The sequence below is a fragment of the Clostridium sartagoforme AAU1 genome (genome assembly GCF_000401215.1).
In the GTDB taxonomy this organism is placed as follows: domain Bacteria; phylum Bacillota; class Clostridia; order Clostridiales; family Clostridiaceae; genus Clostridium; species Clostridium sartagoforme.
This window is the reverse complement of record NZ_ASRV01000154.1, coordinates 1-26,855: the sequence shown is the minus strand read 5'-3', so window position 1 is coordinate 26,855 and position 26,855 is coordinate 1. Positions and strand designations below refer to the sequence as shown.

At 29.8% G+C, this 26,855-nt stretch carries 31 protein-coding genes and 1 pseudogene; 29 read left to right on the top strand and 3 right to left on the bottom strand.

Annotated features, from left to right (window positions below):
* Positions 1–34: 34 nt before the first annotated feature.
* The 15 genes from rodA to A500_RS12625 all read left to right on the top strand — a co-directional run bounded on the left by rodA (position 35) and on the right by A500_RS12625 (position 13,720).
* Positions 35–1,162: a rod shape-determining protein RodA gene (rodA, locus tag A500_RS12695; protein WP_016207986.1), complete on the top strand. Its 1,128-nt coding sequence runs from the start codon at positions 35–37 to the stop codon at positions 1,160–1,162.
* 245 nt (positions 1,163–1,407) lie between these two features.
* Positions 1,408–1,851 (top strand): hypothetical protein, encoded by a 444-nt coding sequence (locus A500_RS12690; RefSeq protein ID WP_016207985.1) that lies wholly within the window; start codon positions 1,408–1,410, stop codon positions 1,849–1,851.
* 64 nt (positions 1,852–1,915) lie between these two features.
* On the top strand, positions 1,916–2,764 hold the full coding sequence (locus A500_RS12685; RefSeq protein ID WP_016207984.1) for a site-2 protease family protein: 849 nt from the start codon (positions 1,916–1,918) through the stop codon (positions 2,762–2,764).
* A gap of 233 nt (positions 2,765–2,997) precedes the next feature.
* Positions 2,998–4,851 carry a TIGR03960 family B12-binding radical SAM protein gene (locus A500_RS12680; RefSeq protein WP_016207983.1) on the top strand — a complete coding sequence of 618 codons (1,854 nt, stop codon included), beginning with the start codon at positions 2,998–3,000 and terminating at the stop codon, positions 4,849–4,851.
* Positions 4,835–5,536 (top strand): TIGR03936 family radical SAM-associated protein, encoded by a 702-nt coding sequence (locus A500_RS12675; RefSeq protein ID WP_016207982.1) that lies wholly within the window; start codon positions 4,835–4,837, stop codon positions 5,534–5,536. Before A500_RS12680 ends, A500_RS12675 begins: the two co-directional genes overlap by 17 nt.
* A gap of 13 nt (positions 5,537–5,549) precedes the next feature.
* Positions 5,550–6,998, top strand: a complete 1,449-nt coding sequence (locus A500_RS12670; RefSeq protein ID WP_016207981.1) for an Rne/Rng family ribonuclease — start codon at positions 5,550–5,552, stop codon at positions 6,996–6,998.
* Positions 6,999–7,129: 131 nt separating this feature from the next.
* Positions 7,130–7,441: a 50S ribosomal protein L21 gene (rplU, locus tag A500_RS12665; RefSeq protein WP_008676723.1), complete on the top strand. Its 312-nt coding sequence runs from the start codon at positions 7,130–7,132 to the stop codon at positions 7,439–7,441.
* Positions 7,442–7,446: 5 nt separating this feature from the next.
* On the top strand, positions 7,447–7,821 hold the full coding sequence (locus A500_RS12660; RefSeq protein ID WP_016207980.1) for a ribosomal-processing cysteine protease Prp: 375 nt from the start codon (positions 7,447–7,449) through the stop codon (positions 7,819–7,821).
* Between the two features lies 1 nt (position 7,822).
* Complete coding sequence (gene rpmA / locus A500_RS12655) at positions 7,823–8,122, top strand: 50S ribosomal protein L27 (protein WP_008676729.1); 300 nt, start codon at positions 7,823–7,825, stop codon at positions 8,120–8,122.
* A gap of 390 nt (positions 8,123–8,512) precedes the next feature.
* On the top strand, positions 8,513–9,802 hold the full coding sequence (gene obgE, locus A500_RS12650) for a GTPase ObgE (protein WP_016207979.1): 1,290 nt from the start codon (positions 8,513–8,515) through the stop codon (positions 9,800–9,802).
* A gap of 11 nt (positions 9,803–9,813) precedes the next feature.
* Positions 9,814–10,110 (top strand): YhbY family RNA-binding protein, encoded by a 297-nt coding sequence (locus A500_RS12645; RefSeq protein ID WP_016207978.1) that lies wholly within the window; start codon positions 9,814–9,816, stop codon positions 10,108–10,110.
* 9 nt (positions 10,111–10,119) lie between these two features.
* Positions 10,120–10,776 (top strand): nicotinate-nucleotide adenylyltransferase, encoded by a 657-nt coding sequence (gene nadD / locus A500_RS12640; protein ID WP_016207977.1) that lies wholly within the window; start codon positions 10,120–10,122, stop codon positions 10,774–10,776.
* Positions 10,769–11,335, top strand: coding sequence for a bis(5'-nucleosyl)-tetraphosphatase (symmetrical) YqeK (yqeK, locus tag A500_RS12635; RefSeq protein WP_016207976.1), 567 nt, complete (start codon positions 10,769–10,771; stop codon positions 11,333–11,335). Before nadD ends, yqeK begins: the two co-directional genes overlap by 8 nt.
* A 56-nt stretch (positions 11,336–11,391) precedes the next feature.
* Positions 11,392–12,744, top strand: coding sequence for an LCP family protein (locus A500_RS12630; RefSeq protein WP_016207975.1), 1,353 nt, complete (start codon positions 11,392–11,394; stop codon positions 12,742–12,744).
* A 73-nt stretch (positions 12,745–12,817) separates the two neighbouring features.
* Positions 12,818–13,720 (top strand): RluA family pseudouridine synthase, encoded by a 903-nt coding sequence (locus tag A500_RS12625; protein WP_016207974.1) that lies wholly within the window; start codon positions 12,818–12,820, stop codon positions 13,718–13,720.
* A 50-nt stretch (positions 13,721–13,770) separates the two neighbouring features.
* Here the strand turns inward: A500_RS12625 and A500_RS12620 are convergent, their stop codons facing one another.
* Complete coding sequence (locus A500_RS12620) at positions 13,771–15,039, bottom strand: D-alanyl-D-alanine carboxypeptidase family protein (RefSeq protein WP_016207973.1); 1,269 nt, start codon at positions 15,037–15,039, stop codon at positions 13,771–13,773.
* Between the two features lie 158 nt (positions 15,040–15,197).
* On the opposite strand from A500_RS12620, the gene A500_RS12615 reads away from it, so the two are divergent.
* The 5 genes from A500_RS12615 (at position 15,198) to rlmD (ending at position 18,940) form a co-directional block, all read left to right on the top strand.
* On the top strand, positions 15,198–15,896 hold the full coding sequence (locus tag A500_RS12615; RefSeq protein ID WP_016207972.1) for a helix-hairpin-helix domain-containing protein: 699 nt from the start codon (positions 15,198–15,200) through the stop codon (positions 15,894–15,896).
* A 91-nt stretch (positions 15,897–15,987) separates the two neighbouring features.
* A complete protein-coding gene (locus A500_RS12610; RefSeq protein ID WP_016207971.1) occupies positions 15,988–16,203 on the top strand; it encodes a DUF350 domain-containing protein in 216 nt (71 codons plus the stop codon).
* Between the two features lie 238 nt (positions 16,204–16,441).
* Positions 16,442–17,110, top strand: a complete 669-nt coding sequence (locus A500_RS12605) for a hypothetical protein (protein WP_016207970.1) — start codon at positions 16,442–16,444, stop codon at positions 17,108–17,110.
* Positions 17,111–17,145: 35 nt separating this feature from the next.
* A complete protein-coding gene (locus A500_RS12600; RefSeq protein ID WP_016207969.1) occupies positions 17,146–17,553 on the top strand; it encodes a hypothetical protein in 408 nt (135 codons plus the stop codon).
* 19 nt (positions 17,554–17,572) lie between these two features.
* Positions 17,573–18,940: a 23S rRNA (uracil(1939)-C(5))-methyltransferase RlmD gene (gene rlmD, locus A500_RS12595; protein WP_016207968.1), complete on the top strand. Its 1,368-nt coding sequence runs from the start codon at positions 17,573–17,575 to the stop codon at positions 18,938–18,940.
* A gap of 464 nt (positions 18,941–19,404) precedes the next feature.
* Here rlmD and istB read toward each other — a convergent pair whose 3' ends face one another.
* On the bottom strand, positions 19,405–20,157 hold the full coding sequence (istB, locus tag A500_RS12590; RefSeq protein ID WP_016207967.1) for an IS21-like element helper ATPase IstB: 753 nt from the start codon (positions 20,155–20,157) through the stop codon (positions 19,405–19,407).
* Positions 20,150–21,446, bottom strand: a pseudogene (istA, locus tag A500_RS12585) (IS21 family transposase). The gene istB and the pseudogene istA overlap by 8 nt, the downstream one beginning before the upstream one ends.
* Positions 21,447–21,523: 77 nt before the next feature.
* Between istA and A500_RS12580 the strand changes: the two are divergent.
* The 9 genes from A500_RS12580 to A500_RS12545 all read left to right on the top strand — a co-directional run.
* Entirely contained in the window at positions 21,524–22,069 is a 546-nt protein-coding gene (locus A500_RS12580) for a recombinase zinc beta ribbon domain-containing protein (RefSeq protein ID WP_083935701.1), read from the top strand.
* Between the two features lie 154 nt (positions 22,070–22,223).
* Positions 22,224–22,460 carry a single-stranded DNA-binding protein gene (locus A500_RS12575; protein ID WP_016207965.1) on the top strand — a complete coding sequence of 79 codons (237 nt, stop codon included), beginning with the start codon at positions 22,224–22,226 and terminating at the stop codon, positions 22,458–22,460.
* A complete protein-coding gene (locus tag A500_RS12570; RefSeq protein WP_016207964.1) occupies positions 22,457–22,966 on the top strand; it encodes a DUF6933 domain-containing protein in 510 nt (169 codons plus the stop codon). Before A500_RS12575 ends, A500_RS12570 begins: the two co-directional genes overlap by 4 nt.
* 27 nt (positions 22,967–22,993) lie before the next feature.
* Positions 22,994–23,965, top strand: coding sequence for a hypothetical protein (locus A500_RS21370; RefSeq protein WP_016207963.1), 972 nt, complete (start codon positions 22,994–22,996; stop codon positions 23,963–23,965).
* Entirely contained in the window at positions 23,911–24,990 is a 1,080-nt protein-coding gene (locus A500_RS12560; RefSeq protein ID WP_016207962.1) for a hypothetical protein, read from the top strand. Before A500_RS21370 ends, A500_RS12560 begins: the two co-directional genes overlap by 55 nt.
* A 154-nt stretch (positions 24,991–25,144) precedes the next feature.
* Positions 25,145–25,471: a GNAT family N-acetyltransferase gene (locus tag A500_RS21365; RefSeq protein WP_242835132.1), complete on the top strand. Its 327-nt coding sequence runs from the start codon at positions 25,145–25,147 to the stop codon at positions 25,469–25,471.
* Positions 25,393–25,602, top strand: coding sequence for a GNAT family N-acetyltransferase (locus tag A500_RS21360; RefSeq protein WP_242835131.1), 210 nt, complete (start codon positions 25,393–25,395; stop codon positions 25,600–25,602). The genes A500_RS21365 and A500_RS21360 overlap by 79 nt, the downstream gene beginning before the upstream one ends.
* Positions 25,599–26,024, top strand: coding sequence for a transporter (locus tag A500_RS12550; RefSeq protein ID WP_016207961.1), 426 nt, complete (start codon positions 25,599–25,601; stop codon positions 26,022–26,024). The genes A500_RS21360 and A500_RS12550 overlap by 4 nt, the downstream gene beginning before the upstream one ends.
* Positions 26,025–26,339: 315 nt before the next feature.
* Positions 26,340–26,855 (top strand): LysR family transcriptional regulator (locus tag A500_RS12545; RefSeq protein ID WP_016207960.1); only part of this gene is annotated, 516 nt, incomplete at its 3' end.

Sequence of the window (26,855 nt, the reverse complement as noted above, 5' to 3'; positions counted from 1 at the left end):
TAATAAAACTTAGGTCAATATATGGAGGTGAAATATGTTATCAAAATTTAAAATAGATTTTAAAAAATTAAAGGAAATAGATAAAGTAATTTTATTTTCCATTATAGCCTTAATGATTTTTGGAATAATAAATATTTACTTAGCTAGTGCAGCTGAGTTTGGAAAGTTGTTTTTAATAAGACAATCAATTTGGTTTGTAGTTTGTCTAGTAGCTTTATATTTTGTTGTAGCAATAGATTATACATTATTAAAGTCATATACACCTTTGTTTTATTGGGGATCAATATTTTTACTAATAGTTACAATGTTTATAGGTACTGATATAAATGGAGCAAGAGGATGGATAAGACTTGGACCATTATCTTTTCAACCATCGGAATTAGCAAAGATGGCAACTATAATGATGCTTGGTAAAACACTAGAAGAGATGGATGGAACAATAAATGAGTTGAAAAACTTTTTGAAAATGGCTTTTTACGCTATAGTTCCAGCAGTATTTATAGTAATACAACCAGATATGGGAATGACCATGGTTTTATTTTTTATAGTCGTGGGTATATTTTTCATAGCGGGATTAGATTTAAGAATTATTGGTGGCGGAATTTTATCATTAATATTAGTTGTTGTATTAGCTTGGAATTTAGGGCTAATACAAAGTTATCAAATGAAAAGAGTAACTTCATTTTTAGATCCTGAATCAGATACATCACAATCCGGTTATCAGCTAAGGCAATCTCTTATAAGTATAGGGAATGGTGGAACTTTAGGGTTAAAAGGCTCAGTAACTAAAGAAAATTCAGTAGGTTATGCAGCACAATATGTACCAGAAGTTCAAACTGACTTTATTTTTGCAAGCATAGGAGAACAATGGGGACTAGTAGGAGCAGCATTTTTATTATTGCTTTATGGAATGTTAATTTCGAGAATGATAGCAATAGGAAGAACCGCTAAAGATACTTTTGGTTCAATAATTTGTGTTGGGCTTGTAGCATATTTTCTATTTGCTCTTATGCAAAATATCGGAATGACAATAGGACTTATGCCAATAACAGGTATAACGTTACCTTTACTTAGTTATGGTGGAACATCATTGCTTACTACTGTAATGTCAATAGGTTTGGTTTTAAATGTTGGAATGAGAAGAAAGAAAATATATTTTTAGAAGTGATAGAGTTATAAAAGAAATTAAATCTTTTATAACTCTTTTATTATTTCCTTTCTTAAGTTCTCAAGTGGGGACATATGTTAGGTTTCATTAACTTAGAGTGAAATGAGGTAATAAGTAAATTGGCATATGTTAACTTTTTACTAAATATAACAATTTAATGTTTTGAAATTGTATTATAAATAGCATAAATTTTTAGTATTTAAAATATAAATACAATATTAAGAGTTAGGAGTGAGTTAATGGAAAGATATAGAGAGGAGTATAAAGATTATTATGATAAAATAAGAAGAAAAGTAAAAGGAAAAACACCAGTAAATAATAAGATTAACAGCGCAAGAGAAGATATATATCCAAGCGCTAGAAATGTACAGGATTTTACTTATCGAAGAGGAAGTTATGGTATGAATACAGCAAAAAAGAATATGGGATATATAGATAAGTTCATTCTTAGATTAATATGCACTTTTATATTGTTTTTGGCAGTTTTCACATTAAAAACTGTACCGAATACTGAAGCAAATAAGATTTATAAAATATGTAAGGGTGCAGTTACTAGTAATTTCAAATATGATACTTTACTAGTTGGTATGGAAAAGATGGGAATTGATTATAAAAGTGTATTTAATATTATAGAAGAAAAATATACTGATGTAATGGGCGAAATTAAAGAATTGGAATTATAAATTAAAGGATATTAAAAATAGAAGGTGATTTATAGAGAAGGTAGCAATTTTTAGGGAGATATAAATGAAGAGAGAGGCAAAAAAAATACTTGCAGAAATAATATTAATAATATTAGTTTGCAGTTATAATAGCATGTTTATATTTGCTCTTTTATGGGTATTCTTACATGAACTAGTACACATACTAGTGGCATTAAAGTTTGGTTGCAAATTTTATAATATCGAGCTTCATGTATTTGGAATGAGGGCAGATCTTTTAGATATAGATAGTTTAAAGAGTAGTCAAAAGATATTAGTTTATTTATCAGGAGCACTACTAAATATTTTTCTTGCAATTACTTTCTATACTATTAATATTAGATATAATACTAATTTTATAGAAACGAGTATGAATTTAAACATAGGTTTGGCAATATTCAATTTACTACCTGCATACCCATTGGATGGTTCAAGAGTATTTGAAATTCTTCTTTCAAAGAAAATGTTATTTAAAAAGGCTCAAAAAGTAATTAGTATAATTAGCTATTTTATAGCAATCTTATTTATGGTAATAGCAACTCTTATTTATATATTTCTACATAGTCTAAATATCAGTATGATTATAGGTGCGATAATCATAATATATATTACTAGAATAGAAGAGCACACTACAATGTATATAACTATGGGAAACATAGTTAAGAAAAGAAATAATCTTTTAAAGAATAAATATATAGAAAATAAAACTATATCAGTGTATTACAAGCAGGGGCTTGTTAATGTATTAGCTTTAGTTGATAGAAATAAGTTTAATACATTTTATATTTTAGACGATGATATGAAACTTATCTATATATTAAATGAAGATGAATTAATTGATGCATTAAAGGTTTATGGGAATATGACTTTGGAGGAGTATATAAATCGAAAATAAATTATATATTAGGATAGGATTTATTTATTAATTATTATATGATGAGGAATGGATTTACTTTTTAGAGGCATATATGCTAGAATAGAAAAGATACTGGCTATAGAAAATCAAAGAATGAAAGAATGAAAAAATTAAGGAAAAAAACTTATATGAGAGTTTTAAAATAAAATTGTTAATTTTTTATGGCTGTCTTACGACAGCCATTTTGAATTCTCACTTTAGGAGGAAATATTATGAGAAAAATTACAGATCATATTTTACATAAGGTTGAAAAACCATCGAGATATGTTGGTGGAGAGTTAAACCAAGTAATTAAGAATCCAGAAGATGTTGACATAAGATTTGCATTTTGTTTTCCAGATGTATATGAGGTAGGAATGTCTCACTTAGGAACAAGAATACTTTATCATACAATAAATGAAAGAAAAGATACATATTGTGAAAGAGTATTTGCACCATGGCCAGATATGGAAGCTGAGCTTAGAAAAAATGAAATTCCCTTAATGACTCTAGAAACTAAAGATCCTATTTCAGAGTTTGATATATTAGGATTTACTCTTCAGTATGAAATGAGTTATACAAACATATTGAATATGTTAGATATGGCTAATATTACAATAAGAGCTTCAAAAAGAGGAGAAGATGAACCAATAGTTATGGCTGGTGGGCCTTGTGCATATAATCCAGAACCATTATATGATATAGTAGATTTCTTTGAGATTGGTGAAGGCGAAGAAATAATGAATGAAGTTCTTGATATTTATAAGAAGTATAAAGGTAAGGGAAAGAAACAGGAATTTTTAAGAGAAATATCAAAGATAGAAGGAGTATATGTTCCGTCTTTATATGAAGTTACATATAAAGACGATAAAACAATAAAAGAATTTAAACCTAAATTTGATGATGTTCCAGCTAAAGTTAAGAAAAGAATAGTTAATAATTTTGATAAGGTAGATTTTCCATTAGACATGATAGTTCCATATTCAGAAATTGTACATGATAGAGTTGTTTTAGAAACTTCAAGAGGATGTACAAATGGATGTAGATTTTGTCAAGCTGGAATGATTTATAGACCTGTTAGAGAAAAGACTACTAATACATTATTAGATCAAGCAAGAAAAATGATAGATGCAACAGGATATCAAGAAGTATCTTTAGCATCATTAAGTATTTGTGATTATTCAGATATACAAAATCTTGTAAGCAACTTGATTTTAGAACATAGTAATAAAAATGTAGGGGTAGCACTACCATCTATAAGAGTAGATGCTTTTTCAGTTGATTTAATAAAAGAAATACAAAAGGTTAGAAAGACAGGATTAACTTTTGCACCAGAAGCTGGTTCCCAAAGAATGAGAGATATTATAAATAAAGGGCTTACAGAAGAAAGAATATTAGAAGCTACTAAAAATGCTTTCGAATCAGGATGGAGCACTATTAAATTATACTTTATGATAGGTCTTCCTTATGAAGAGATAGAAGATGCTGCTGGTATAGGTGAGCTTGCAGAGAAAATGGCAAATGTTTATTATGGTATTCCTAAAGAAAAGAGAGCAAAAGGATTAAAAATTACAGTAAGTACATCAATACTAGTACCAAAGCCATTTACTCCATTTCAATGGGCTCCAATGGCTAGACCGGACGAAATTTGGAATAAGATTGATGCAGTAAAAGGTGCAATAAAATCAAGAGCGATAAACTATAACTATCATGAGCAAAAAACTTCATTTATGGAAGCTGTTTTTGCAAGAGGTGATAGAAGAACTTGTGAACTTTTAATTAAGGCTTTTGAAAAGGGAGCTAAATTTGATGGATGGTCAGAGTACTTTAACTTTGATGTATGGATGGAAGCAATGAAGGAATGTAATATAGATGAAGATTTCTATGTATATAGAGATAGAAATTATGATGAAATACTTCCATGGGACTTTATAGATATTGGAGTAAATAGAAAATACTTAGAAATTGAAAATGAAAAAGCAAAAAAGGCAGAACTTACTCAAAACTGTAGAAAAGGTTGTACAGGATGTGGAGTAAATGTGAACTTTAAAGAAGGGAAGTGTTTTGAGGGTGCGTTATGTAATTAAATTCACTAAAGAATCTAGTATTAAATTTATATCTCATTTGGATTTAATGAGAACAATTCAAAGAGTTATAAGAAGAGCAAATCTTCCAATGGAATACTCAAAGGGGTTTAATCCACATATGGCATTATCCATAGCACAACCTTTATCGGTTGGAGTTTATTCTGACTCTGAATATATGGATATAGTTTTAGTTGAAGAATTAGAAGAGCAAGAAATAATAGATAAATTAAATTCTAAAACTGCATCTGGAATTAAATTTTTAAATGCAAGAAAAGTTATAACTAAAGAGGGAGAAAAGAAATTACCTCAAACTATGGCTTTAGTAGATGCAGCTAGATTTACTATAAAGATGATTTGTACAGATTCAAAGATAGTAGAAAATAAAATGGAAGAACTTATTAGTAAGACAGAATGGACTACTATAAAGAAAAGTAAAAAAGGTGAAAAAGAAGTAAATTTAAAGACTATGATAAAAGAAATGAAATATTGGATAAATGATGATGAGCTAGTTTTAAACGTACTAATATCATCAGGAAGTAGAGAACATCTATCGCCAGATTTATTAGCAGAGTATATAAAGAGTAATATTTGTGAAATAGTTGAAGATTCATTTATAGATATGAAGAGAGAAGAAATGTATGTATTAAAAGACGATAAATATATACCAATATATAAATGTATTTAGGGAAGTGTATCTTATGAGAGAAATTTTCATTGAAAGAGATGAACCACTTTTAAGAATTGCTATAAAGGATAATAATGTATTAAGTGAGTGCTTTGTAGAACAGCACTCTTCAGGACCTAAAATGGGAGAAATTTATAAAGGAAGAGTAAAAAATATAATTCCTGCAATAAATTCAATTTTTATAGATATAGGACTAGAAAAAGAAGCATACATGTATTTTAGCAATGAAATTAAAAGTGAAGGCATTAAAAAAGGCGATGATATATTAGTTGAAGTAGTTAAAGAACCAGTAAATAATAAAGGTGCTAAAGTAAGCAGAAATATAAGTTTACCAGGGCGATTTATGGTTTTAACTTGTGGTGAAAGAGGAATTAATTTTTCTAAGAGAATTAATAGTACAGAAGAAAAAGAAAGAATATTAAAAATAATTAATGATATAGATGGTTATGGTATAACTATAAGAACAGAAGCAGTTCATGCAAGTAGCGAGGACTTACTAGAGGAAAAGATAAATCTCTTATCTGAATTAGAAACTATTATAAGAAAATTAAGATATAGTTTAAAGTTAGGAAAAGTTTATGGAGAAAATATTATTCTAAATAAAGTTATAAGAGAAAATATAGGGAGCCAATGCAGAATAATCTTAAATCACGAAGAGGACTTAAATGAAGTCAAATCATTAATAGAAAAAAATAGTCAAGTAACTGTAGAAAAATTTGATGGTAGCAGAAGCTTATTTGAGCATTATGGTATAGAAAAGGAAATTTTAAAATTAAGACACAAAAAAGTAGCATTGAATTGTGGGGGAAATATAGTAATAGATAAAACAGAAGCTATGTATGTTATAGATGTTAATTCCTCAAAGAACATTAAAGGAAGAAGCTTTAATAAAACAATTTTAGAAACTAACATAGAAGCTGCAAGAGAAATAGGAAGACAAATTAGACTAAGAAATCTTGCAGGTATAATAATTATAGATTTTATTGATATGAGAGACTTTTCACAAAAATCATTAGTTATGGATGCTTTAAAGGATTCTCTAAAACAAGATAAGGGTAATATAAAAATATTTCCATTTACAGAATTAGATCTTGTTCAAATAGCAAGGAAGAGAAGAGGAAAATCAATATATGAATATCTAGAAGAAGAATGTAAAAGATGTAACAATGAGGGTTACGTTCTTAAGTTATCATATATAGAAAAGCTAATAAGAAATGAAATAGTTAAATGCGAAGAAGAAAGTTCAATTAATTCATTTTATATAGAATTAGATAGAAATTATGAGGAAATGGTAAGAGAAGATATTTTCTCATTTTTAACTAATATAAACTCAATAAATAAAGAAATTTACTTGAATTTTATAGATGGAATTGAGGGCTATAAAATAGAACCTTTAATATTTAATAGCCAAAAAGAAAATATAAAAAATTTAAAGGTAAATGCCTATGAAAAATATGAATAAACTTCTTTACAAGCTACATAATAATATGATACAATAGCAAATGTTAAACCGCACATAAGAGGCTTTTATTTAAACAAAGTTAAATCTTTGTACCTCGGTTGGCGAGACCGTAATAAGAGGAGGTGTTTTTAATGTACGCAGTATTATCTACAGGAGGAAAACAATACAGAGTTCAAGAAGGAGACGTAATATTCGTTGAAAAACTTAACGCTGAAGTTGACTCAACAGTTGAATTAACAGAAGTATTAGCAGTTTCAAATGGTGATGCTTTAAAAGTTGGTACACCAGTTGTAGAAGGTGCTAAGGTTGTTGCTAAAGTTGTTGCTCAAGGCAAAGCTAAGAAAGTTACAGTATTCAAGTATAAGCCAAAGAAGGACTACAGAAAGAAAACTGGACACAGACAACCATACACTAAGTTAGTAATCGAAAAAATCGAAGCTTAATTGTTATGATTAAAGTAAAGATTTTTAAAAAAGATAATTTATGCCTTGGATTTAAGATAAAAGGTCATGCCTTATCAAGAGCTGAAATAGAGAAAATCGGAGATGCTTATGATATGATTTGCAATTCGGTTTCAGTATTATCTCAAAGTGCTGTAATAGGTATTGAGGAAGTATTAAAGCTAAAAGTTAAGTATGATATAGAAGATGGTTTTTTACATATAAACTTATCTAATCTTAATAACGAGGATATAGAGAAGTGCCAAGTATTACTTTTAACTTTTGAAAAAAGTATAGAAAGCTTGATACAATCTCTTAAATTAAGTTTTGGAAATGAAAAAGACAGTGAATATATAAGATTGTTGAAAGAGGAGGTGCAATAGTATGTTAATAATGAACCTTCAATTATTTGCCCACAAAAAAGGGGTAGGTAGCTCAAAGAACGGTAGAGATTCTGAATCAAAAAGATTAGGAGTTAAAGCTGCTGACGGGGAGTTCGTTTTAGCTGGTAACATTTTAGTTAGACAAAGAGGAACAAAGATTCATCCTGGAACTAATGTTGGTAAGGGTGGAGATGACACTCTATTTGCTAAAGAAGACGGAATCGTTAGATTTGAAAGAATGGGTAGAGATAAAAAGAAAGTTAGCATTTACCCAGTAAATGTTGAAGAAATAGCAGAATAATATTATTTTTCTAAAAAGCACCCTGTTTTAGGGTGCTTTATTTTGTAAGAATAAAAATGGGCAATTGACAATGAATAATATTTGCCCATTGTACACTGTCAATTGCCCATTAATTAAGGCATCTTCAAAAAATAAATAAGTCAGAATGCTCGTCTATTTTGTGTTATACTGCGTCAACAGAACCCTTAGATAGTGCTACTATCTGCGGATCTGTTTCCTTGTCTAACTCAAAATATACTTCTCATCTTTGACGTATTATTTATTTTCAGATGCCTAATAAGTTAGAAATTTATTTTAGTATGATATAATAAACATTAAGAATAATGAAATAATATAAAGTAAGTACGTGTTTATATTATTAATAATAAATTTAGAAAGATAGGTGATTTTATGTTTATAGATAAGGCCAAAATATTCGTTAAATCTGGAGATGGTGGAAACGGATGTGTCTCATTTAGAAGAGAAAAATATGTTCCGCTTGGAGGTCCAGATGGAGGAGATGGTGGAAAAGGTGGAAGTGTAATATTTGAAGTAGATCCAGGTTTAACTACACTTTTAGACTTCAAATATAAAAAGAAATTTGTAGCTGAAGTTGGTGGTAAAGGTGAAGGCTCAAAATGTTATGGTAAAGATGGAGATGATCTTCATGTTAAAGTACCAATGGGAACAATAATTAGAGACTTTGAAACTAATAAGATTATAGCAGACCTTTCACATAAAGATGATACTTTTGTTATTGCAAGAGGAGGAAAAGGTGGAAAGGGAAACTGTAAATTCTGTACACCAACAAGGCAAGCGCCACACTTTGCAGAGCCAGGTATGCCAGGTGAAGATAGATGGATTACCTTAGAACTTAAATTACTTGCAGATGTAGGGTTAGTTGGATTCCCTAATGTAGGAAAATCAACTTTCCTTTCAACAGTAACTGCAGCAAAACCAAAGATAGCAAACTATCATTTTACAACATTAAAACCAAACCTTGGAGTAGTAAAAGCTGAAGGTATAAATGCTTTTGTAATGGCTGATATACCAGGAATAATTGAAGGTGCAGCTGAAGGAGTAGGTTTAGGATTAGATTTCTTAAGACATATTGAAAGAACTAGATTATTAATACATGTAGTAGATATATCTGGAATAGAAGGTAGAGATGCCTTTGAAGATTTTGTTAAGATAAATGAAGAACTTAAGAAATATTCAGTTAAGCTTTGGGATAGACCTCAAATAGTTGTAGCAAACAAAACAGATATGCTTTATGATGAAGAAGTTTTTGAAGACTTTAAGAAAAAAGTAAATGAATTAGGTTTTGATAAAGTATATAAAATGTCTGCGGCAACAAAATCAGGGGTTGAGGAAATAATTAAAGAAGCAGGTAGAATGCTTTCTGAAATTCCGATTAAAGATTTAGAAATAAGTGACGAAGAAAGATTTATACAAGAAGAAAAGAGATTTACATATGATGTATCTATTGAAGATGGAGAAGAAGATAACAAGGTATATGTAGTTTACGGTTCATTTGTAGATAGATTATTAAATTCAGTAAATATCCATGATGCTGATTCATTAAGATATTTCCATAAGGTATTAAGAAACAAAGGTGTTTTTGATAAATTAAGAGAAATGGGAATAGAAGATGGAGACATGGTAAGACTTAATGATTTTGAATTTGAGTATATTTTATAGGAGGATAAATAATGATAACAGGAAAGCAAAGAGCTTATTTAAGAGGGCTTGCAAATAACTTAGATCCAATATTCCAAGTTGGTAAAAATGGAGTAGAGGAAGCTTTTTTAACACAATTAACTGAAGCTTTAGAAGCAAGAGAACTTATTAAAATAAAGGTACTTGAAAATAGTGGTTTAGGAGCTAGAGAAGCATCAAATTACATATGTGAAAAAATTGGATGCGAAGGAATTCAAGCTATAGGAAGTAAAATAGTTTTATATAAAAAATCCTCAAAAAAACCTAAGATAGAAATACCTAATAAATAGAGAAGTTTTATGAAAAAGATTGGCATAATAGGAGGAACTTTTAATCCTATTCATTTAGCACATCTTTATATAGCATATGAAGCTAAATGTCAATTGAATTTAGATAAAGTGATTTTTATGCCAGCAGGAAGCCCGCCTCATAAGAAGAATGAGAGGATTTTAGAGGCTTCCTTAAGGTATAAAATGGTTGAGGAAGCTATAAAAAAATATGAGGATTTTGAAATAAGCAATTATGAAATAGAAAAGAAGGATTTTAGTTATACTTATGAAACCTTAGAATATCTACAAACGAAAGATAATGAATTATATTTCATTACTGGTGCAGATTGTCTTATAAATATAGAAAAATGGAAAAATCCAGATAGAATATTTAAAATTTCTAATTTAGTTGTATTTAACAGACCAGGATATGATAAAGAGCAATTAAAATTACAAAAGAATGAAATTGAGAAAAAATATAACACAAGTATTAACTTTTTAGATATAATGGACTTAGAAATTTCATCATCTATGATAAGAGATAGAATCAAGGAAGGAAAGAGAATTGACTTCTTCATTTCAAAAGAGGTTTTAGATTTTATTAAAAAAATAATATTTATAATTATTGTGAAAATATTAAAGAGTGATGAAAGTACAATGATATTTAAGGAGAAGATATATGCTTAGTAAAGAAGAAATGAAAAGCTACCTTAAAGAGCATTTAACAGAAAGTAGATATAATCATACTTTAAGTGTGGTTGAAACTGCAATAAGATTAGCGCAGATATATAAGGTAGATAAAAATAAAGCTGAAATAGCAGCATTAGCTCATGATATAGCTAAGAATATGACTATATATGATTTAAAGTCCATTATAGATGAAAATAACATAAAATTATCATATGATGAAGAAAAAACTCCAGAATTATGGCATAGCATTGTTGGCCCTATAGTGGGGAAAAAGATATTTAAAATAGAAGATGAAGAAATATTAAGTGCAATGAGATGGCACACTACAGGAAGAGAAAACATGAGTAAGCTAGAAAAAGTAATTTATATAGCTGACATGATAGAACCAGGTAGAAGTTTTCCAGGGGTAGATTTAATTAGAAAAGAAAGTTTTAATGATTTAGATAAGGGAATTCTTCAAGGATTAACTCATACTATTAAATATTTATTAGATAAGGGTTTTCCTATTGATATAAATAGTATAAAGGCAAGAAATTATTTAGTACTTAACAAATAGTACTAAAATAGATTAAACTATTTAAACTATGAAAAAAATCAGAGAGGAATTAAAGGATGGGTAATAGGAGAGAAGATCTTGAAAGCGTAGAAAGAAAAAGGCCTTCTAGAGAAGAACAGATAAAAAGAAGGAAAATAGAAGCTAGAAAAAGAAAAAAGAAAAGGCAAAGAAGAAGAATCGCTATATCTATATTAACAGTTTTGTTAGTTGCTATACTTGGAACTGCCTTATATATATATAATTTTTTATCAGGGCTAAAAACCAATACATTAGGAACAGGTGTAGCACCAATATCATCACAAGATCCTATAAATATTTTAGTTTTAGGTATGGATATAGGGGATGTAGATAATCAAGGAAATAAATCTGGTAGAAGAAGCGATACTATAATGGTTTTAAATTATAATCCTAATACCAAAAAGGTTCATGTAGTTTCCATACCAAGAGATACTCTTGTAGAAATTGATGCTTATTTAGATAGCGGAGAATATAGAAGGTATTGGAAGATAAATACTGCATATGTTTTAGGCGGAGAAGAAGAAATAAAGACACACGTAGAAGACTTGTTAGATATAAATTTAAATTATATAGTAGAAGTAGATTATACAGCATTTAGAAGCATAGTAGATGCTTTAGGCGGAATAGAAATGAAAATAGAGCAAGATATGTTTTATGATGATGATGGGCAAAACCTTCATATAAACTTTAAAGCTGGCGAAACTGTTTTATTAGATGGAAAAAAAGCAGAAGAGTTCTTTAGATGGAGAAAAAATAATGATGGTAGTGGAGGAGATGAAGGTGATTTAGGTAGAATCAATAACCAACATCAATTCATTAGTAAAGTTATTAATAAAGCTTTAAGTCCAAGTATAGTTTTTAAGGCTCCCAAAATATTAGAAGCCATAAGTCAAAATGTAGATACTAATATCCCAGCTAAGAATTTGATATCTTTAGGTATGAAGATTATGAGATTAAAGCCAGCAGATATTATTATGACAACTCTTCAAGGAGAACCAGAATATATTTATGGAGAATCTTTTTTAATTGCTGATAAAGAAACTAATAGAGAATTAATAAATGCATTAAATGCAGAAAGTACTTCATCAGCCCCAATTATAACATCAGTGAATAGAGAAGAGTTAAAGGTGTTAGTATTAAATGGAACAAAGATAGATGGGTTAGCATCCAGTGCAAGGGATACATTACTTTCACTTGGATATACAAATATAGAAGTTGGAAATACTGACAATATAGAAAAAAGTGTAATAGAAACCGATAATAAGGATTTAAAAGATTTACTAAAAAATGATATTGGCATTGAAAAGTCTGGAAAGATAAGTAAGTCTGAGTATAAAGAATATGATGCTGTAATAGTTTTAGGTAAAGACTATAACTTATTTGGAAACTAAACAGGGCTGTCGCAGAAAGCTATTTATGTAAAAGGTAGAATTGTGCGACAGCTCCTTTTCAATAGGAGGAAAAATGAGTACTATAAAAAAAGTTGTTTCAAAAGAATTTGAAGGAAGAAAAATCAGAGAATTTTTAAAAGAGGAACTAGGATTATCTTCTAGGCTAATTAGAAGTGCATCAATAGATAAGAGAATTTTCGTAGATAATAAATCTGTAAAAATGAACTATATACTAAAAAGTAATGAAAAAGTATTAATTGATTTAGTTAAAGAAGAAACACAAAATATAGACCCTGAAAATATACCAATAGATATTATATATGAAGATGAAGATATAATAGTAGTTAACAAAAGTCCCAATATGGTAGTCCATCCAACTAAAAGATATCAAAGTGGTACTTTAGCTAATGCTTTGATGTACTATTTTAAGGAAAGTAACCAAAAATGTATAGTTAGATTAGTAAGTAGACTAGATATGGATACCTCTGGGCTTATTATAGTAGCTAAAAATCAATATGCACATATGGAGTTATCTAAAGAAATGACTTTAAATAATATTGAAAAAAGATACCTTACAGTAGTTCATGGACATATGGCTAAAGAAGAAGGAACTATAGATTTGCCAATATATAGACCAGAAGAAGAAGGGACTATAAGAAGAGTTATTGATGAAAGAGGGCAAAGAAGTATAACTCATTATAAAGTCATAGAAAGATTTAAGGATTCGGATTTAGTTGAATGTTTATTAGAAACAGGAAGAACTCATCAAATAAGGGTTCATTTAAGTTCATTAGGTCATCCAATTTGGGGAGATACACTATATGGGAATGAAGAAGACGGAGAAATTATAAGTAGGCAAGCACTTCATGCATATGGTTTAGACTTTAAATCCCCAAGAACTAAAAAAGAATTAAAGCTTAGAGCTAATATTCCAGAAGATATAGCGAAATTAATAGAATATCTAAAAGAAAAATAAAAAAAGAGTATGCTAAAAAATTATTTTAGCATACTCTTTTTAAAAAGAATTTATTTAAAACTAGGACGATTTTTTCTAATATTTTTTCTTCGTATTGATAATATTATGTAGCGAATAAGAATAAACAAAACAATTAATACTGCAACAATAACTACAATGCTACTAGGGGTATTAATAAAAGAAGAAAATTTTTCTTCCATCTTAATTTTAGTATTATATTCTCTATCAGCACCACTAATTAAGTCAACTGAGGAAATTGTTTCGCCATTAACATTTATTTTAGCTTTAAAAAGATTTTCTCCCTTAGAGATACTTTGCTTACTAATGTCCTTTTTTAAATAGTCTATAGTGTATGAAGGAATCTTTTCAGCTTTAGATTTTGTATAATATAAATCATCTTTAGCAAGTAAAGGAATAGAAATCTCATCATTAATTTTATATGTATCAAGTACATCATTTTTATTTATAAGTTTTATAGTTTCAAAATTATCAAAGCCATAATCAAATAATGGCCCTATATTTGTATAAAAATTATCCTTATCAGTAGCATTTAAGAAGGCAGATACTAAGAATTGTCCATCTTTCATTGCTGTAGCTGTATATGTATGATTGGCTTCTGGAGTATATCCATTTTTACCAACATAAGCATATTGATAGTAATAAGGTGTATATTCGTTAAATAACTGATTTCTATTTGTAGCCCATTTTTCACTACCATCAGAAAAGGGATGATTAACATATTTGTGAGATTCGGTTTGTGCAATTCTCACATAATCTTCATTTTGATATGCAGCTTTCATTATTAGGGCTAAATCATAAGCTGTAGTAATATGACCATCCTCATGTAACCCACTAGGATTTTTGAAATTTGTATCTAAAGCGCCTAATTCTTTAGCTTTAGCATTCATAAGTTTTGCAAACTCTTCATTAGACCCAGCGACATGTTCAGCTAATGCTTCAGCACAATCGTTTCCAGATTCTAATAAAAGTCCAAGCATAAGTTCTTCAATGGTATAAACTTCCCCTTTAGCTATACCAATAGCAGATCCATCAACTAAGGTTGGCTTCTCACCAATTGTGACTTTATCTGTTAATTTAGTATTTTCAAGAACTACTAATGCAGTCATAACCTTAGTTGTTGAGGCAGGCTCATATTGAGTATGCTCGTTTTTAGAATAAATAACCTTACCTGTTCTTCCATCCATCAATACTGCACCCTCAGAAAAGACTGGAGGCAATTCAGTAGCTTTTACGGCAACAGTAAAAATACTACTTACTAATACAGTGGATAGGAATAGTCTCTTTATAAAATTTACCATATTAAATCTCCCACAATATATTTATTACAATAGATAAAAATATTTTAACAGAAATAAAGACATCATTCTATAATTTATAAATATTTAGAATAAAAATAGTTAAAATTTTAATAAAAAGTTAATAATTAAAATGAGTATTTATCAATTAGAGGTGTTTTATGGATAAAAGAATAGAAAAAATTGTAACTAAAAGAAATATAATTTTATTATTAATTGTATTTTTATGTATAACTACATCCTTCATTTTATATGGGAAAAATAAATCTAAGGTTTTTAAGGATGAATATATGAAAGATATTTTTGTAGATGAAGAAGATGATGTTTATAAAAATGAAAATAGTATTGAAGTTAATACCAAATCCGAAGTAGCTTCAAATAATGAAGAAAAGTCAGTAGCTAATGCAACTAATAAAAATATATTTGTTGAAATAAAAGGGGAAGTAATAAAACCAGATGTATATGAGATTAGTGAAGGGAGCATTATTAGAGATTTAATAAATAAAGCAGGAGGACTGACTAGCGAAGCTAATATAGATAAAATTAATAGAGCGGATAAGCTAAAAGCAAATCAACTAATAATAATACCCAATAAAAATGATTCTCTAAATGTAGGAAGCAATCTTGGAACTGGAGACATATCTAATTCAGTACAAGCAAATGAAGATGAAGTAATAAACATTAATACTGCAACTTTAGAAGAGCTTCAAAAAATAAGTGGAATAGGAGAAGTTAAAGCTAAAGGCATAATTCAATATAGAGAAAAAAATGGAGGATTTAACTCAATAGAAGAAATTAAAAATATAGATGGGATAGGAGAAAAAACCTTTGAAAAGATGAAGGATCAAATTAAAGTATAATATATAAAATTTAGAGGCTACTATATTATAGAAATAATATTTGTGATAAAATTAATTATATAATTATCTATGATAAAGGGGGAAGAAGGGAATGGATATATTTTTAAACACCATTATGAATCTAGGATTAAGTTTGTTATTTGGAGCAGTTGGAATATTAGTTTTAGTAGTTGGATACAAAATATTTGATGCAATTATACCAGCTGATTTTAATAAAGAACTTGAAAAGGGGAATGTTGCAGTAGCAATTTTCTTGGCTGGAGCTTTAATTGGAATAGCAATAATAGTATCACAAGTAGTAAAATAAATATAAAATTTATAAAGTATTTTTAATTATAACTTTAAATATGAGCTGGCTTAAATCAGCTCTATTTTTATGTAAAAGTCTATAATAAATTGTGAATTGTTAATTGTGAATTGTGAACTGTTTAGTATGTGGCAGTTATGTGACAGAGACTTTTAAAATAATTTCTTTAATGTTATAATAAAATGAATTTAGGAAAACATACAAAAGACAATAAAAAAAGATCCTAGGGGGGATTAATATGTTAAAAAAGGTTTTACTAATATTAGTTTCTGGAATAATGGCAGCATCATTAGTTTCTTGTGGTAATTCAAAGAAGCAAGAAGTGAGTGAAACTAAAGAACCAGTAAAAGTTGAAGAAAAGGTATTTATAGGCGAAGGTGAATGGGCAAGTGATTATACAAAGGATCAAGTATCTGTACTAAACAGTGAAATTAGTACAAGAATAGAAGATGTGGCTAGATTTTATGACTTAGAATATTCAAAAGAAGAAAAAGTTAAAGAATCAAATGGAGAAACAATAAATGATAATAACATATATGTAGATAATTTAAATCCAGAACCAAATAGAATGGAAAGTATGTACTATGGATTTAAAATGTATGGAGAAGATATGGCTAGTGGAAGCTTAAATTTAAAAATAGGCTTTAAACTAGATGTGAATCAGATAAAAACAGAAGATAAATTTAACTTTGAAGAAACTTCCATAGCAGAATTTTCAGAGGCTATGACTAACAATCCTGAAAGAGATTATTCAGAATTAGATAGCCAAATAAAAGATATAATTATAAATAAAAATGCAGACGGAACTATAGAAACAAATTTAAATGGGTTAGTAGAAACTATAACAATAAAGGATGATTTCTTATTGTACAAATTAGACTCTAAGAAATATGATTTTAAGAAATAGTACATATTTAATTTATAATTTAGGAGGATATAAAATTGGTAGATAAAGAAGAAGTAGAAATGGTTAATAATGAAGTAGAAGTTGGAGAGGCAAATAAAGAAGAAGCAGGTAATTATATTAAAGATAACAAGATAATTGATGCTGTAGATGAAGACACAATTGTAGAAAAGCATGAGGATGGAATAGTAAAAGATCAAGATGGGAAAGTAGTTAAATTTATAAAAAGAGTTTTAGCTACTACTATGGATCAAATAATATCATTAGCACTTGCACTAGGTTTGCTACTATTATTTGATGGAATATTAAAATTAACAGGATTTTATATTGTATCAAGACAACCAATGTTTTTAATAATGTATGTTATAGCAAATATACTTTATACTCCAATTTGTGAATCAACAAAGCTTAAAGGAACTATAGGAAAAAAGACAATATTAAAATAAACTTTAATTAGGAGATAGCATGAGAAAAGGAAGTACAGTACAAGTCAGAATAGATAAAACAGAATTCCCATCTGTTGGAGTAGGTACTCTAGAAGGAAAAATCATATATGTAAAAGGTGCTTTTCCGGGACAATTAGTAAGTGGAAGAGTAAAGAAAAAGAGAGAAAACTTTGCAGAGCTAAAGCTTATGTCAGTAGATGAAAGAGCAGATTATGAGATAGATGCTCCTTGTGAATACTTTGGAGTTTGTGGTGGATGTACATCACAAAACTTAACTTATGATAAACAAATAAATTTATTAAGTGAAGAAGTTAAATCTTTATTTAGTGATGCCAATATACCTATGGGAGACTACCTAGGTGTTGTAGGTAGTAAAGAACAGTGGGAATATAGAAATAAGATGGAATTCACCTTTGGAGATTTTGAAAAGGGTGGAGAATTAACTTTAGGCATGCACATGAAAGGAAAATCCTTTGGGATTATAACTGTTGATAAGTGCTTAATAGTTGATGAAGATTTTAGAACTATAATAAGAGAAACTGTTAATTATTTTAAAGATAAAGAGTTGCCTTATTATAGAGTTATGAAAAGAGAAGGTTACTTAAGACACCTAGTTATAAGAAAAGCAATAAACACTGGTGAATTAATGGTTAATATAGTTACAACAACACAAATAGATTTTGACTTAACAGAATATGTAGAAATACTAAAAGCACAAGATTATAAAGGAAAATTAGTATCTATATTACATACTGAAAATAATTCCTTTTCTGATGCTGTAATACCAGAAAAAGTAAATTTGTTATTTGGTAAAGATTATATAACAGAAAACTTATTAGGTTTACAATTTAAAATATCACCATTTTCATTCTTCCAAACTAATACAAAAGGGGCAGAAAGCCTTTATAGTATAGTTAGAGATTTTATGGGAGAATCCAATGATAAGGTAGTATTTGACCTTTACTGTGGTACAGGAACAATAGGGCAAATTGCTGCATCAAATGCTAAAAAAGTAATAGGAATAGAACTTATAGAAGAAGCAGTAGAAGCAGCCAAAGAAAATGCCAAACTAAACAATTTAGACAATTGTGAATTCCTAGCAGGAGATGTTACAGAAATAATAAAAACAGTTAAAGATAAACCAGATATTATAATACTAGATCCACCAAGAAGCGGTGTACATCCAAAAGCATTAGAATACGTAATTAAATTTAATGCCAAGGAAATAATTTATGTATCATGCAACCCTAAAACCTTAGTAGAAAACTTAAAGGATCTAATAGATGCAGGATACAAAGTTATACAAAGCACAGTTAAAGATATGTTTCCTAATACACCACATGCTGAGGTAGTTGTTCGACTTACGAGGACCGAAGAGACGAAGTAAGCCGTTTACAACTACCCATGCAAGGATTGCCAAAGAAAGCGAACAAAGTGAAGCTTGATTAGAAGCAATCTACTGCTGAGGTAGTTGTTCGACTTACAAGGACCGAAGAGACGAAGTAAGCCGTTTAAAACTACCCATGCAAGGATTGCCAAAGAAAGCGAACAAAGTGAAGCTTGATTGTTAGCAATCTACTGCTGAGACAGTTGTAAAGCTAGTTAAGAAATAGACTGATATCAAAGGCTTTGAAGGATTTTAAGTAAATATTGAAGTGTGTTTTATGTTCCCTCAGACTTAGGTTTGGGGGAATTTTTGCGTTAGGGGATCTAACTTTTACGCAGAACTGGGGACATTTGCGTAAAGGTTTGTGTTTTGCATATTTGCTTATGAAGATAGGAAAAAACACCCCCTTCATATAAATGTCAAGCTAGAAATGTAACTTTTTGATCATTTAAGAATGTAGTTTTTTAATCTTCTTCTTGCTTAAAATGATCTTTCAATCTATAAGAGTTACCATTAATTGTAACGACATGAGCGTGATGTAAAACTCTATCTAAAATAGCACTAGCTATAACAGCTTCATAAAAAATATCATCCCAAGAATTAAAATTTATGTTGGTAGTTAAGATGGTACTTTTCTTTTCATATCTCATGTCGATTAATTGGAAGAATAATTTTGAATCTTCTTTATCTATAGGTAAATAACCTAATTCATCAATAATAAGAAGCTTATATTTACTAAAGTGCTTAAGTCTAGCATCTAATCTATTTTCTAGATTTGCTCGCTTTAGCTGTTGTAATAAATCATTGCACTTAATGAAATAAGTACTGTAACGTCGCTTCGCAGCCGCGATTCCTATGGAAGTCGCAAGATGTGTTTTACCAACTCCACTAGAACCTAAAAATACAATGTTTTCTTGTGATTCTAAAAAACGCAGTGTTAAAAAGTCTAATATTTGATCTTTATTAATTCCAGGTTGAAAATTAAAGTCAAAATCTTTAATTTCTTTTTGATGTGGAAAAGCTCCAACCTTAACCATAGATTTAATCATATTTGCTTCTTTACAGTCAATTTCATGAGCTGTAAGTTTAATAAGAGCATCAACAAAAGATAGATTATTTTTTGTTGTAAAATCAATAACTTCGTCCAAATGAGTAATCATTTGCTTCATTTTCAAATATTCTAAATTATTTATAAGTTGTGTATATGGACTATTCATTTTGGTATACTTCTCCTATCATTTTCAGATTATTTCTTGCTATTTCTATCATTTCATATGAATTTTTATTAAATGTTAAAGCACTAATTTCAGCATAATGGTCTGCATGATAATTTAATTTTTGATTTTGTATTTTATGAATAGCAACTAAATTTGTGTTATAATACACATGTAGTTGATCATCATAAACTTGAAGTTTTAGTTTTTTGTCTATATATTCTGGTGGTACAGAATATTGGTTTGATTTATATGAAATCATGCTTTGACGATTTACTTTAACACTTGTGGTGATTATTTTGTAGTGATTTCTTATCTGCTCTTTAGGCAGTTCAGATAAGGAATCTTTTTCTTTTTTTAAGTGCAATATAGGTATTTTGCCAGTTGATGTATGGCATGTACTATTAATTCTATTGTTTAAATCTGAAATGAGTTTATGTAAACCTTCATAATCTAAGGTTCCATTATATGCTCTTATTTCATCTAATAGTTTCATAGGAGCTTCAACTTTAGCTTTTGTATTCGGTCTTCCTGCTATGCAGGGACGAACCTTAAATCCATAGTCATCTGCAAATTGTTGAAATTTATTATTTACTTTTCCTTTAGAATAATTAGTTCTAGCTTCATCCATAACAGTTTTCATATTATCAAAAAGTAATTCTTTAGGTACTCCACCAAATGTTTCAAATGATTCATCTAAAAAGGAAAGTAATACGTCTTGTGTTTTATCAATAGATAATTTATATACTCTAAACCTTGAGTATGAAAGGATTAATACAAAAAACATTTATATTAATAACTTCACCTGTAGTTAAAACAAATTCTATATTTTCTTTCCAATCCAATTGTGCTTGTTTTCCTTTCTCAGTTTCATACCTCATAGGCGAAGTAGTGGATATATGCCCCTTTTTCCTATTATTAAAGTACTCATTAAATTCTGAGTGATTAGAGATGTATCTTCTAAATGAAGATTGTGCACAATCTAGTCCATGATTATCTTTAAGATATTGCCATAAAATGCGCTTATAATAAAATACTTGAATTGAATCTTTGCTAAGAAGCTCTTTTATAATAGGCTCAAAAGCTTCTATTTTAGATTTGCAGTTTCTAGTGGTAGGTTTCACATATCCATTTAAATATTTGCCTACTGTTCGAGGATCAACTCCAAGTTCTCTAGCTATTTGGCTTTTATTTACTTTCAAATTGTTTACCTCCATAATCGGCTTTAATTTATGAAGATCTTCTAAAGTATTAATTTTAAGTTCTGAATAAATATTAGTTTTTATAATCATAATTATCCCCAATAAATCTTGAGTAATTATAATTTATTCAAACTAATTTGTACATTATTATATGATCATTTACTTGCATTCTTATATTATCATTTATAAGAGGTAAGCGTTCCTTTGTTTGGCGATGTGTCACCCGAGTGGAACATGGTTCAAGCTACTGTGACTCCCCAACGGTTCAGGAAACGGAACTACAAGAGGCTGTAGTAAAAGCCATCAATATGGCACTTGGAGGCAAGGATGATATGCTTGTAGCTTTAGAGCAGAATATTGCATCTGTACTTGCTTTAGAAGATGAAAATTCTATGGAAAGCATCAATACCAAGCTGGAAGAATTGCAAAAGGAGCTTTTAAAACGAGCAAATGCTAAAAAGGATTATAATGACCTTGCTGATGAGATAGACCGTCTGAGAGAACTAAAGCAGAATGCTATGGCAGAGAATGCGGAAAGAGAAGGCTTGAAAGAACGAATTGCCGAGATGCAGGAGTTTCTTGCAGAACAGACGGAGCAGATAGAAGAATACGATGAATCTCTTGTGAGGCGAATGGTTGAAAAGGTAACGGTTTATGAGAAAAAGTTCTCGGTGGAATTCAAGTCAGGCACAAGCGTGGATGTGGAGATTTAAAAAATCAATGAGAGTATATCACCCTTTAGGTTCTTAGAAGCCTATGGGGTGTTTTTTTGTTACAGATTCTGTATGAATAGTTTGACTTCTAAAGATTGGAAGTTATATAATAATGTCAACAATGTTGTTATTATGATTGTTAAGGAGAATTAACATGATTGATGTAAATGAATTACTGGAGATAGCAATTAAAGAAGCAGAAAACCTTATGGATGCTGAAATATTTTTAGTAAAAGACTTATTTAAAGGCTACGAGTGGAACAGAATACCACGAAATGATAGATTATTACTTGGGACATTATTTTTAAATTATGTAAATAAAACAAATGGTAAGATTCAAGCCATAGAAAAAACTTCTTCCAAGCAACAGAAGTATAGGGTGATGTTATGATTATAGAATGTACAAAAAAGCTTGCAGATGCAATGAAAATAAAGATAAACCTATATAATGCTGCAAATGCAGGTTCCTTTTATGAGTGGCATGCTAACTTATTTGTGTTCGATAGAAGAAAAGGTGTTATTCTTATGAATAATAAGACTAGGTACTGTATTGTGCTTTATGGCATAAAGATGGAGCATTTTAAGAGATTTGGTAAAGTTGTGCTTGATGCAATTAGAGAAACCTTTTTAGCAGAGGGGTTTCCAGAGGATACAGTAGATAAGTATATAACTAAATGTGGAGATGTAGATTATACAAAGACACATGACCGCAGTGTTTTGGGGCAAATGAAAGATTTTGATATAAGTATATCGTGGAAGATAGAAGAGTATTTGCCAAGTGAAAATATTAATCTTATTGAACTTAATAAATGGGTTAACAATACGTTGATGTGTGGCTCTTTAAATTATGTTCATCCAATAGATTTAATGAGAGAAGAATTGGAGGGCATAGATTAATTGGGGTTGATAAAGTGAGGGGTAAAGATGATTGATAAGGATATTGAAATTGATGATTTGACTGCATTAAAGGCAGGATTTAAGGAGTTTTTAAATACTAATTACAAGCATTTATCTTATAAAGATATAATTTGTAGTGAGGCTTTTTATATTTTTAGGGAAAGTTTAGGTATAGAGCCAATTGAAGTGCTATCTAGTGAAGACGGCATTGAAAGATATAGAACAAAACTGATGGAACACTTTTCAGATAAGGGAAGAAAAAATCCTAAATCAGATTCTTATACATATTGCCGTAATATCAAATTATTAAAAGAATATGTTACTGGAAATACTGCAAGTTTAAGTGCTGGAAAAGGAGAAAAGGAAGTAGTTACAAGAATACTGAGAAAAACTAAAAGTAGAGCAGACATACCAAAACCAAGTGAAGATGAAGTAATAAGGTATCTTAAACAATGGGATAACTTAGAAAACTATAAATTCCAAGAAGAAGCATTAGATAAATTATTCATTGTAACATATCCTTCTAATGTTTTAATGGAAGATGTTCTTGTAAAAGTTTCTACGCTAAATGATTTTTACAGCACTAATATCTTTGCAGCCTATAAAGTTGCTAAACATATTATATCCTTAAATATCGATGAAAGATTAAATAATGGAGATATAACCCTTGTAGGGGATATCGCAAAAATTGAAATGGATAATGGGAATATAATAAATTTCTATTCCTTTGCTACGAAATACTGCAGCCATCACAAGCCACTTGATTTTCCTATTTACGATAGCTTTGTTGATACTCTGCTCAAGTATTTTAGGGATGAAGATAACTTTTATGAATTCAAAAGTGAGGATTTAAAAGACTATGTAATATTTAAAAGGATATTAATTGAGTTTCAAAGATATTATGGTTTAGAGCAATTTAACCTAAAGGAAATAGATAAGTATTTATGGCTTCTTGGAAAAGAAAAGTTCCCGAAGAATTATGGAAAGGTGAGATTATGAAGATTGAGATGGGGGAATCCCTTATATTATCTTGGCTTAAACACATTAAAAATTGTCAGCTCATACAATTGAACTGGACAGTTTCGCCTGAATGGTCCTTTCAAAACAAGGATATTATTGCAGAACTGATGAATAAAGCTAATGACTTATTTTCATCAAAGTATAGTTATGATATATTTAAAAACAATTCTCTTGAACAGTTGATTTCTCAAAGCGAGGCTGATGCTGTAGGAATATCCTTTGATGAAAATGGTGCTCATATTTATGCTGTAGATATTGCTTTTCACGAAGGTGGACTTAACTACGGTTCAAGAGAAGAAACGGTTTCACGTGTTGTGAAAAAATGCATCAGAACTGCAATGTGTATCTTAGGGTGTTTTAATATTCCATATGGTGATATTGTTTTTGCCTCACCTAAAATAAATCCTTCTGTTTACAACGATCTTATGGCTACAGTAGATGATATTAATGGTGTACTCAAAAACATGGGGCTTGAATATGATGTGCATATTTTGGCAAATGAAAGCTTTAATAATGAAATATTGATGCCAGTGACACAGGTTTCAAATAATGCTTCAGATACTTCAGAACTATTTATGCGTGGATTGCAATTATTTAATCTGTTTGATAAAAGGCAAGTTAAAACTATTACAATACCCAAAGAGCCTAAAATAAGAGAAGAAAAAATAGCACAAAGTGCTGATGATATTATTTCAGGATATGAAAATCTAAAGGTAGCTGAAATTGCAAGAACTGCGTTACCACCAATTTTAGAAAGCGAGCGAATCCCTGTAGAAATTATTGCTTTAATGCAAACCAAAGATTATTCAAAAGAAATTTTTGATTTGCAATATCCATTATTAGCAAAAAAATCACAGTATGCTATTCGTCCAGTTAGGTATATGGCAAAGCCAATCCTAAATATCTTTGGTGAGGAATATTATCTGTGTTCTGAATGGTTTGAAAAACCTGGAGCAAATAACGATAGACCATATCTACTTAGATGGATTAAGGATAATAAATAGGAATTTGTCGTTGACTTGTAATATCTTGTTAGATATAATTTATATGAAAAGTAAATAAGAGTTTATGCTTTCATCACCGGATGATTGCATTATAAGGCATCCAAAAGCCAACCGTAGGTACGGTGTGTTTTCACACTATAAGGTTAGCTTTCGGATGCCTTTTGTTTTGAAGGAGGTCAAAATGATAATAAAAGAGTATAACTACTTACCAGAAGAAGCTGGAAAAATAAGAAGCGAGGTCTTTGTAAAAGAGCAAAGATTTGTTGAAGAGTTTGATGAAATTGATGGCATTGCTAAGCATATGATTGCGTATGAAAGAGAACAGCCAATTGCAACATGCAGAATTTACTTTAATAGCAAAAAACAATCATTTGTTATAGGAAGAATAGCTGTTGTTAAAGAATGGCGAGGAAAAAAATTGGGGAAAGAATACTTAATGCTGCAGAAGATAATATCAGGCGAGATGGTGGAAAAAGTGTAATGCTGTTAGGGCAGGTACGAGTTGTAGGGTTTTATGAAAATCAAGGCTACACAAAGCAAGGTGTTGCCTATTTCGAGGAGGATTGTCTGCATATTTGGATGAAAAAGAATTTGGAGGACATAGGTAAATGAATGTAAGTTATCTCGTGCCACTTTTTGTGGTAATTATATGTAATGTTTGCTATCATTTAATCAGTAAGAATATTTCAAATACAACCAATACATTTATTGGTCTGTTTATAACGTATGGAGTTGCTTGTTTAATAAGTGCTCTTGCATTTCTAGGTACTTCAAAAGACTATTTTACTACGGAAGTTACAAAAATCAGTATATCAAATATTCTATTAGGATTAGTTGTGGTTGGGGTTGAAGGTGGTTATATTCTTATGTATCGTGGTGGTTGGGAAATCAGCAAAGGCTCATTGATAGCAAATATGTGTATAGCAATCATTCTTCTTATTTTTGGTGCACTATTGTTTAAAGAGGGAATCACAATAAAGAAGGCAATGGGTGTTGCTCTATGTATTACGGGTATTTTTTTAATTAATAAATAGACAGACAAATTCCAAATTAAGAATGAATAAGATAAATAGGAATTTATCGGGCAGTAGAGCAATTTTGTCCAAAGATTATCTATATAATCCTATAGCTCCAAACCTGAACTTTTTCAAATGCAACAATAATGCAACTGATAATTGCGTCATAGTTGGTGGTTGTAACCGTACTTTTTTTGTATAGTAGGAGTAAAGAAAGGGAGGATATTATTGGATCAATTGAAAAATCACCTATGGCATTTCTGACTGTACTATGGACTATATTTGCTAGGAATTTGAAGTGAAAGTAGAAAAGATAGATGAGAGGGTATTACTATGACTTTACAATATTTAAAATATATGATTGCGGTTGCAGAAACAGGGTCTATTACGGAGGCAGCTAAGCGTCTATTTATTTCCCAGCCCAGTTTATCCAATGCAATTAAGGAAATAGAGAAGGAAGTAAAATTCGAAATTTTTTCGAGAAGCAGAACAGGAATTGCTTTAACAAAAGAGGGTATGGAGTTTCTGGGATATGCCCGTCAGGTGATTCAACAGATGGATTTGCTGGAGGATAAATTTATTACAAATCTTCCAAAAAAACAAAGATTCTGTGTTTCTACCCAGCATTACACTTTTACAGCAAACGCCTTTGTGGAGATGGTCAAGCAGTTTGGACAGGAGCGCTTTGAGTTTATCTTAAACGAAACACATACCCACCAGATTCTTGAAGATGTGAAGAATCGTTTTAGCGATTTGGGAATAATTTATATCAGCAGTAGTAGCAAGTGGGATGCAACGCACCCCACAAGCACCCCCGGGCATAATCGAAGATGCAAGCACCCCCGGGGA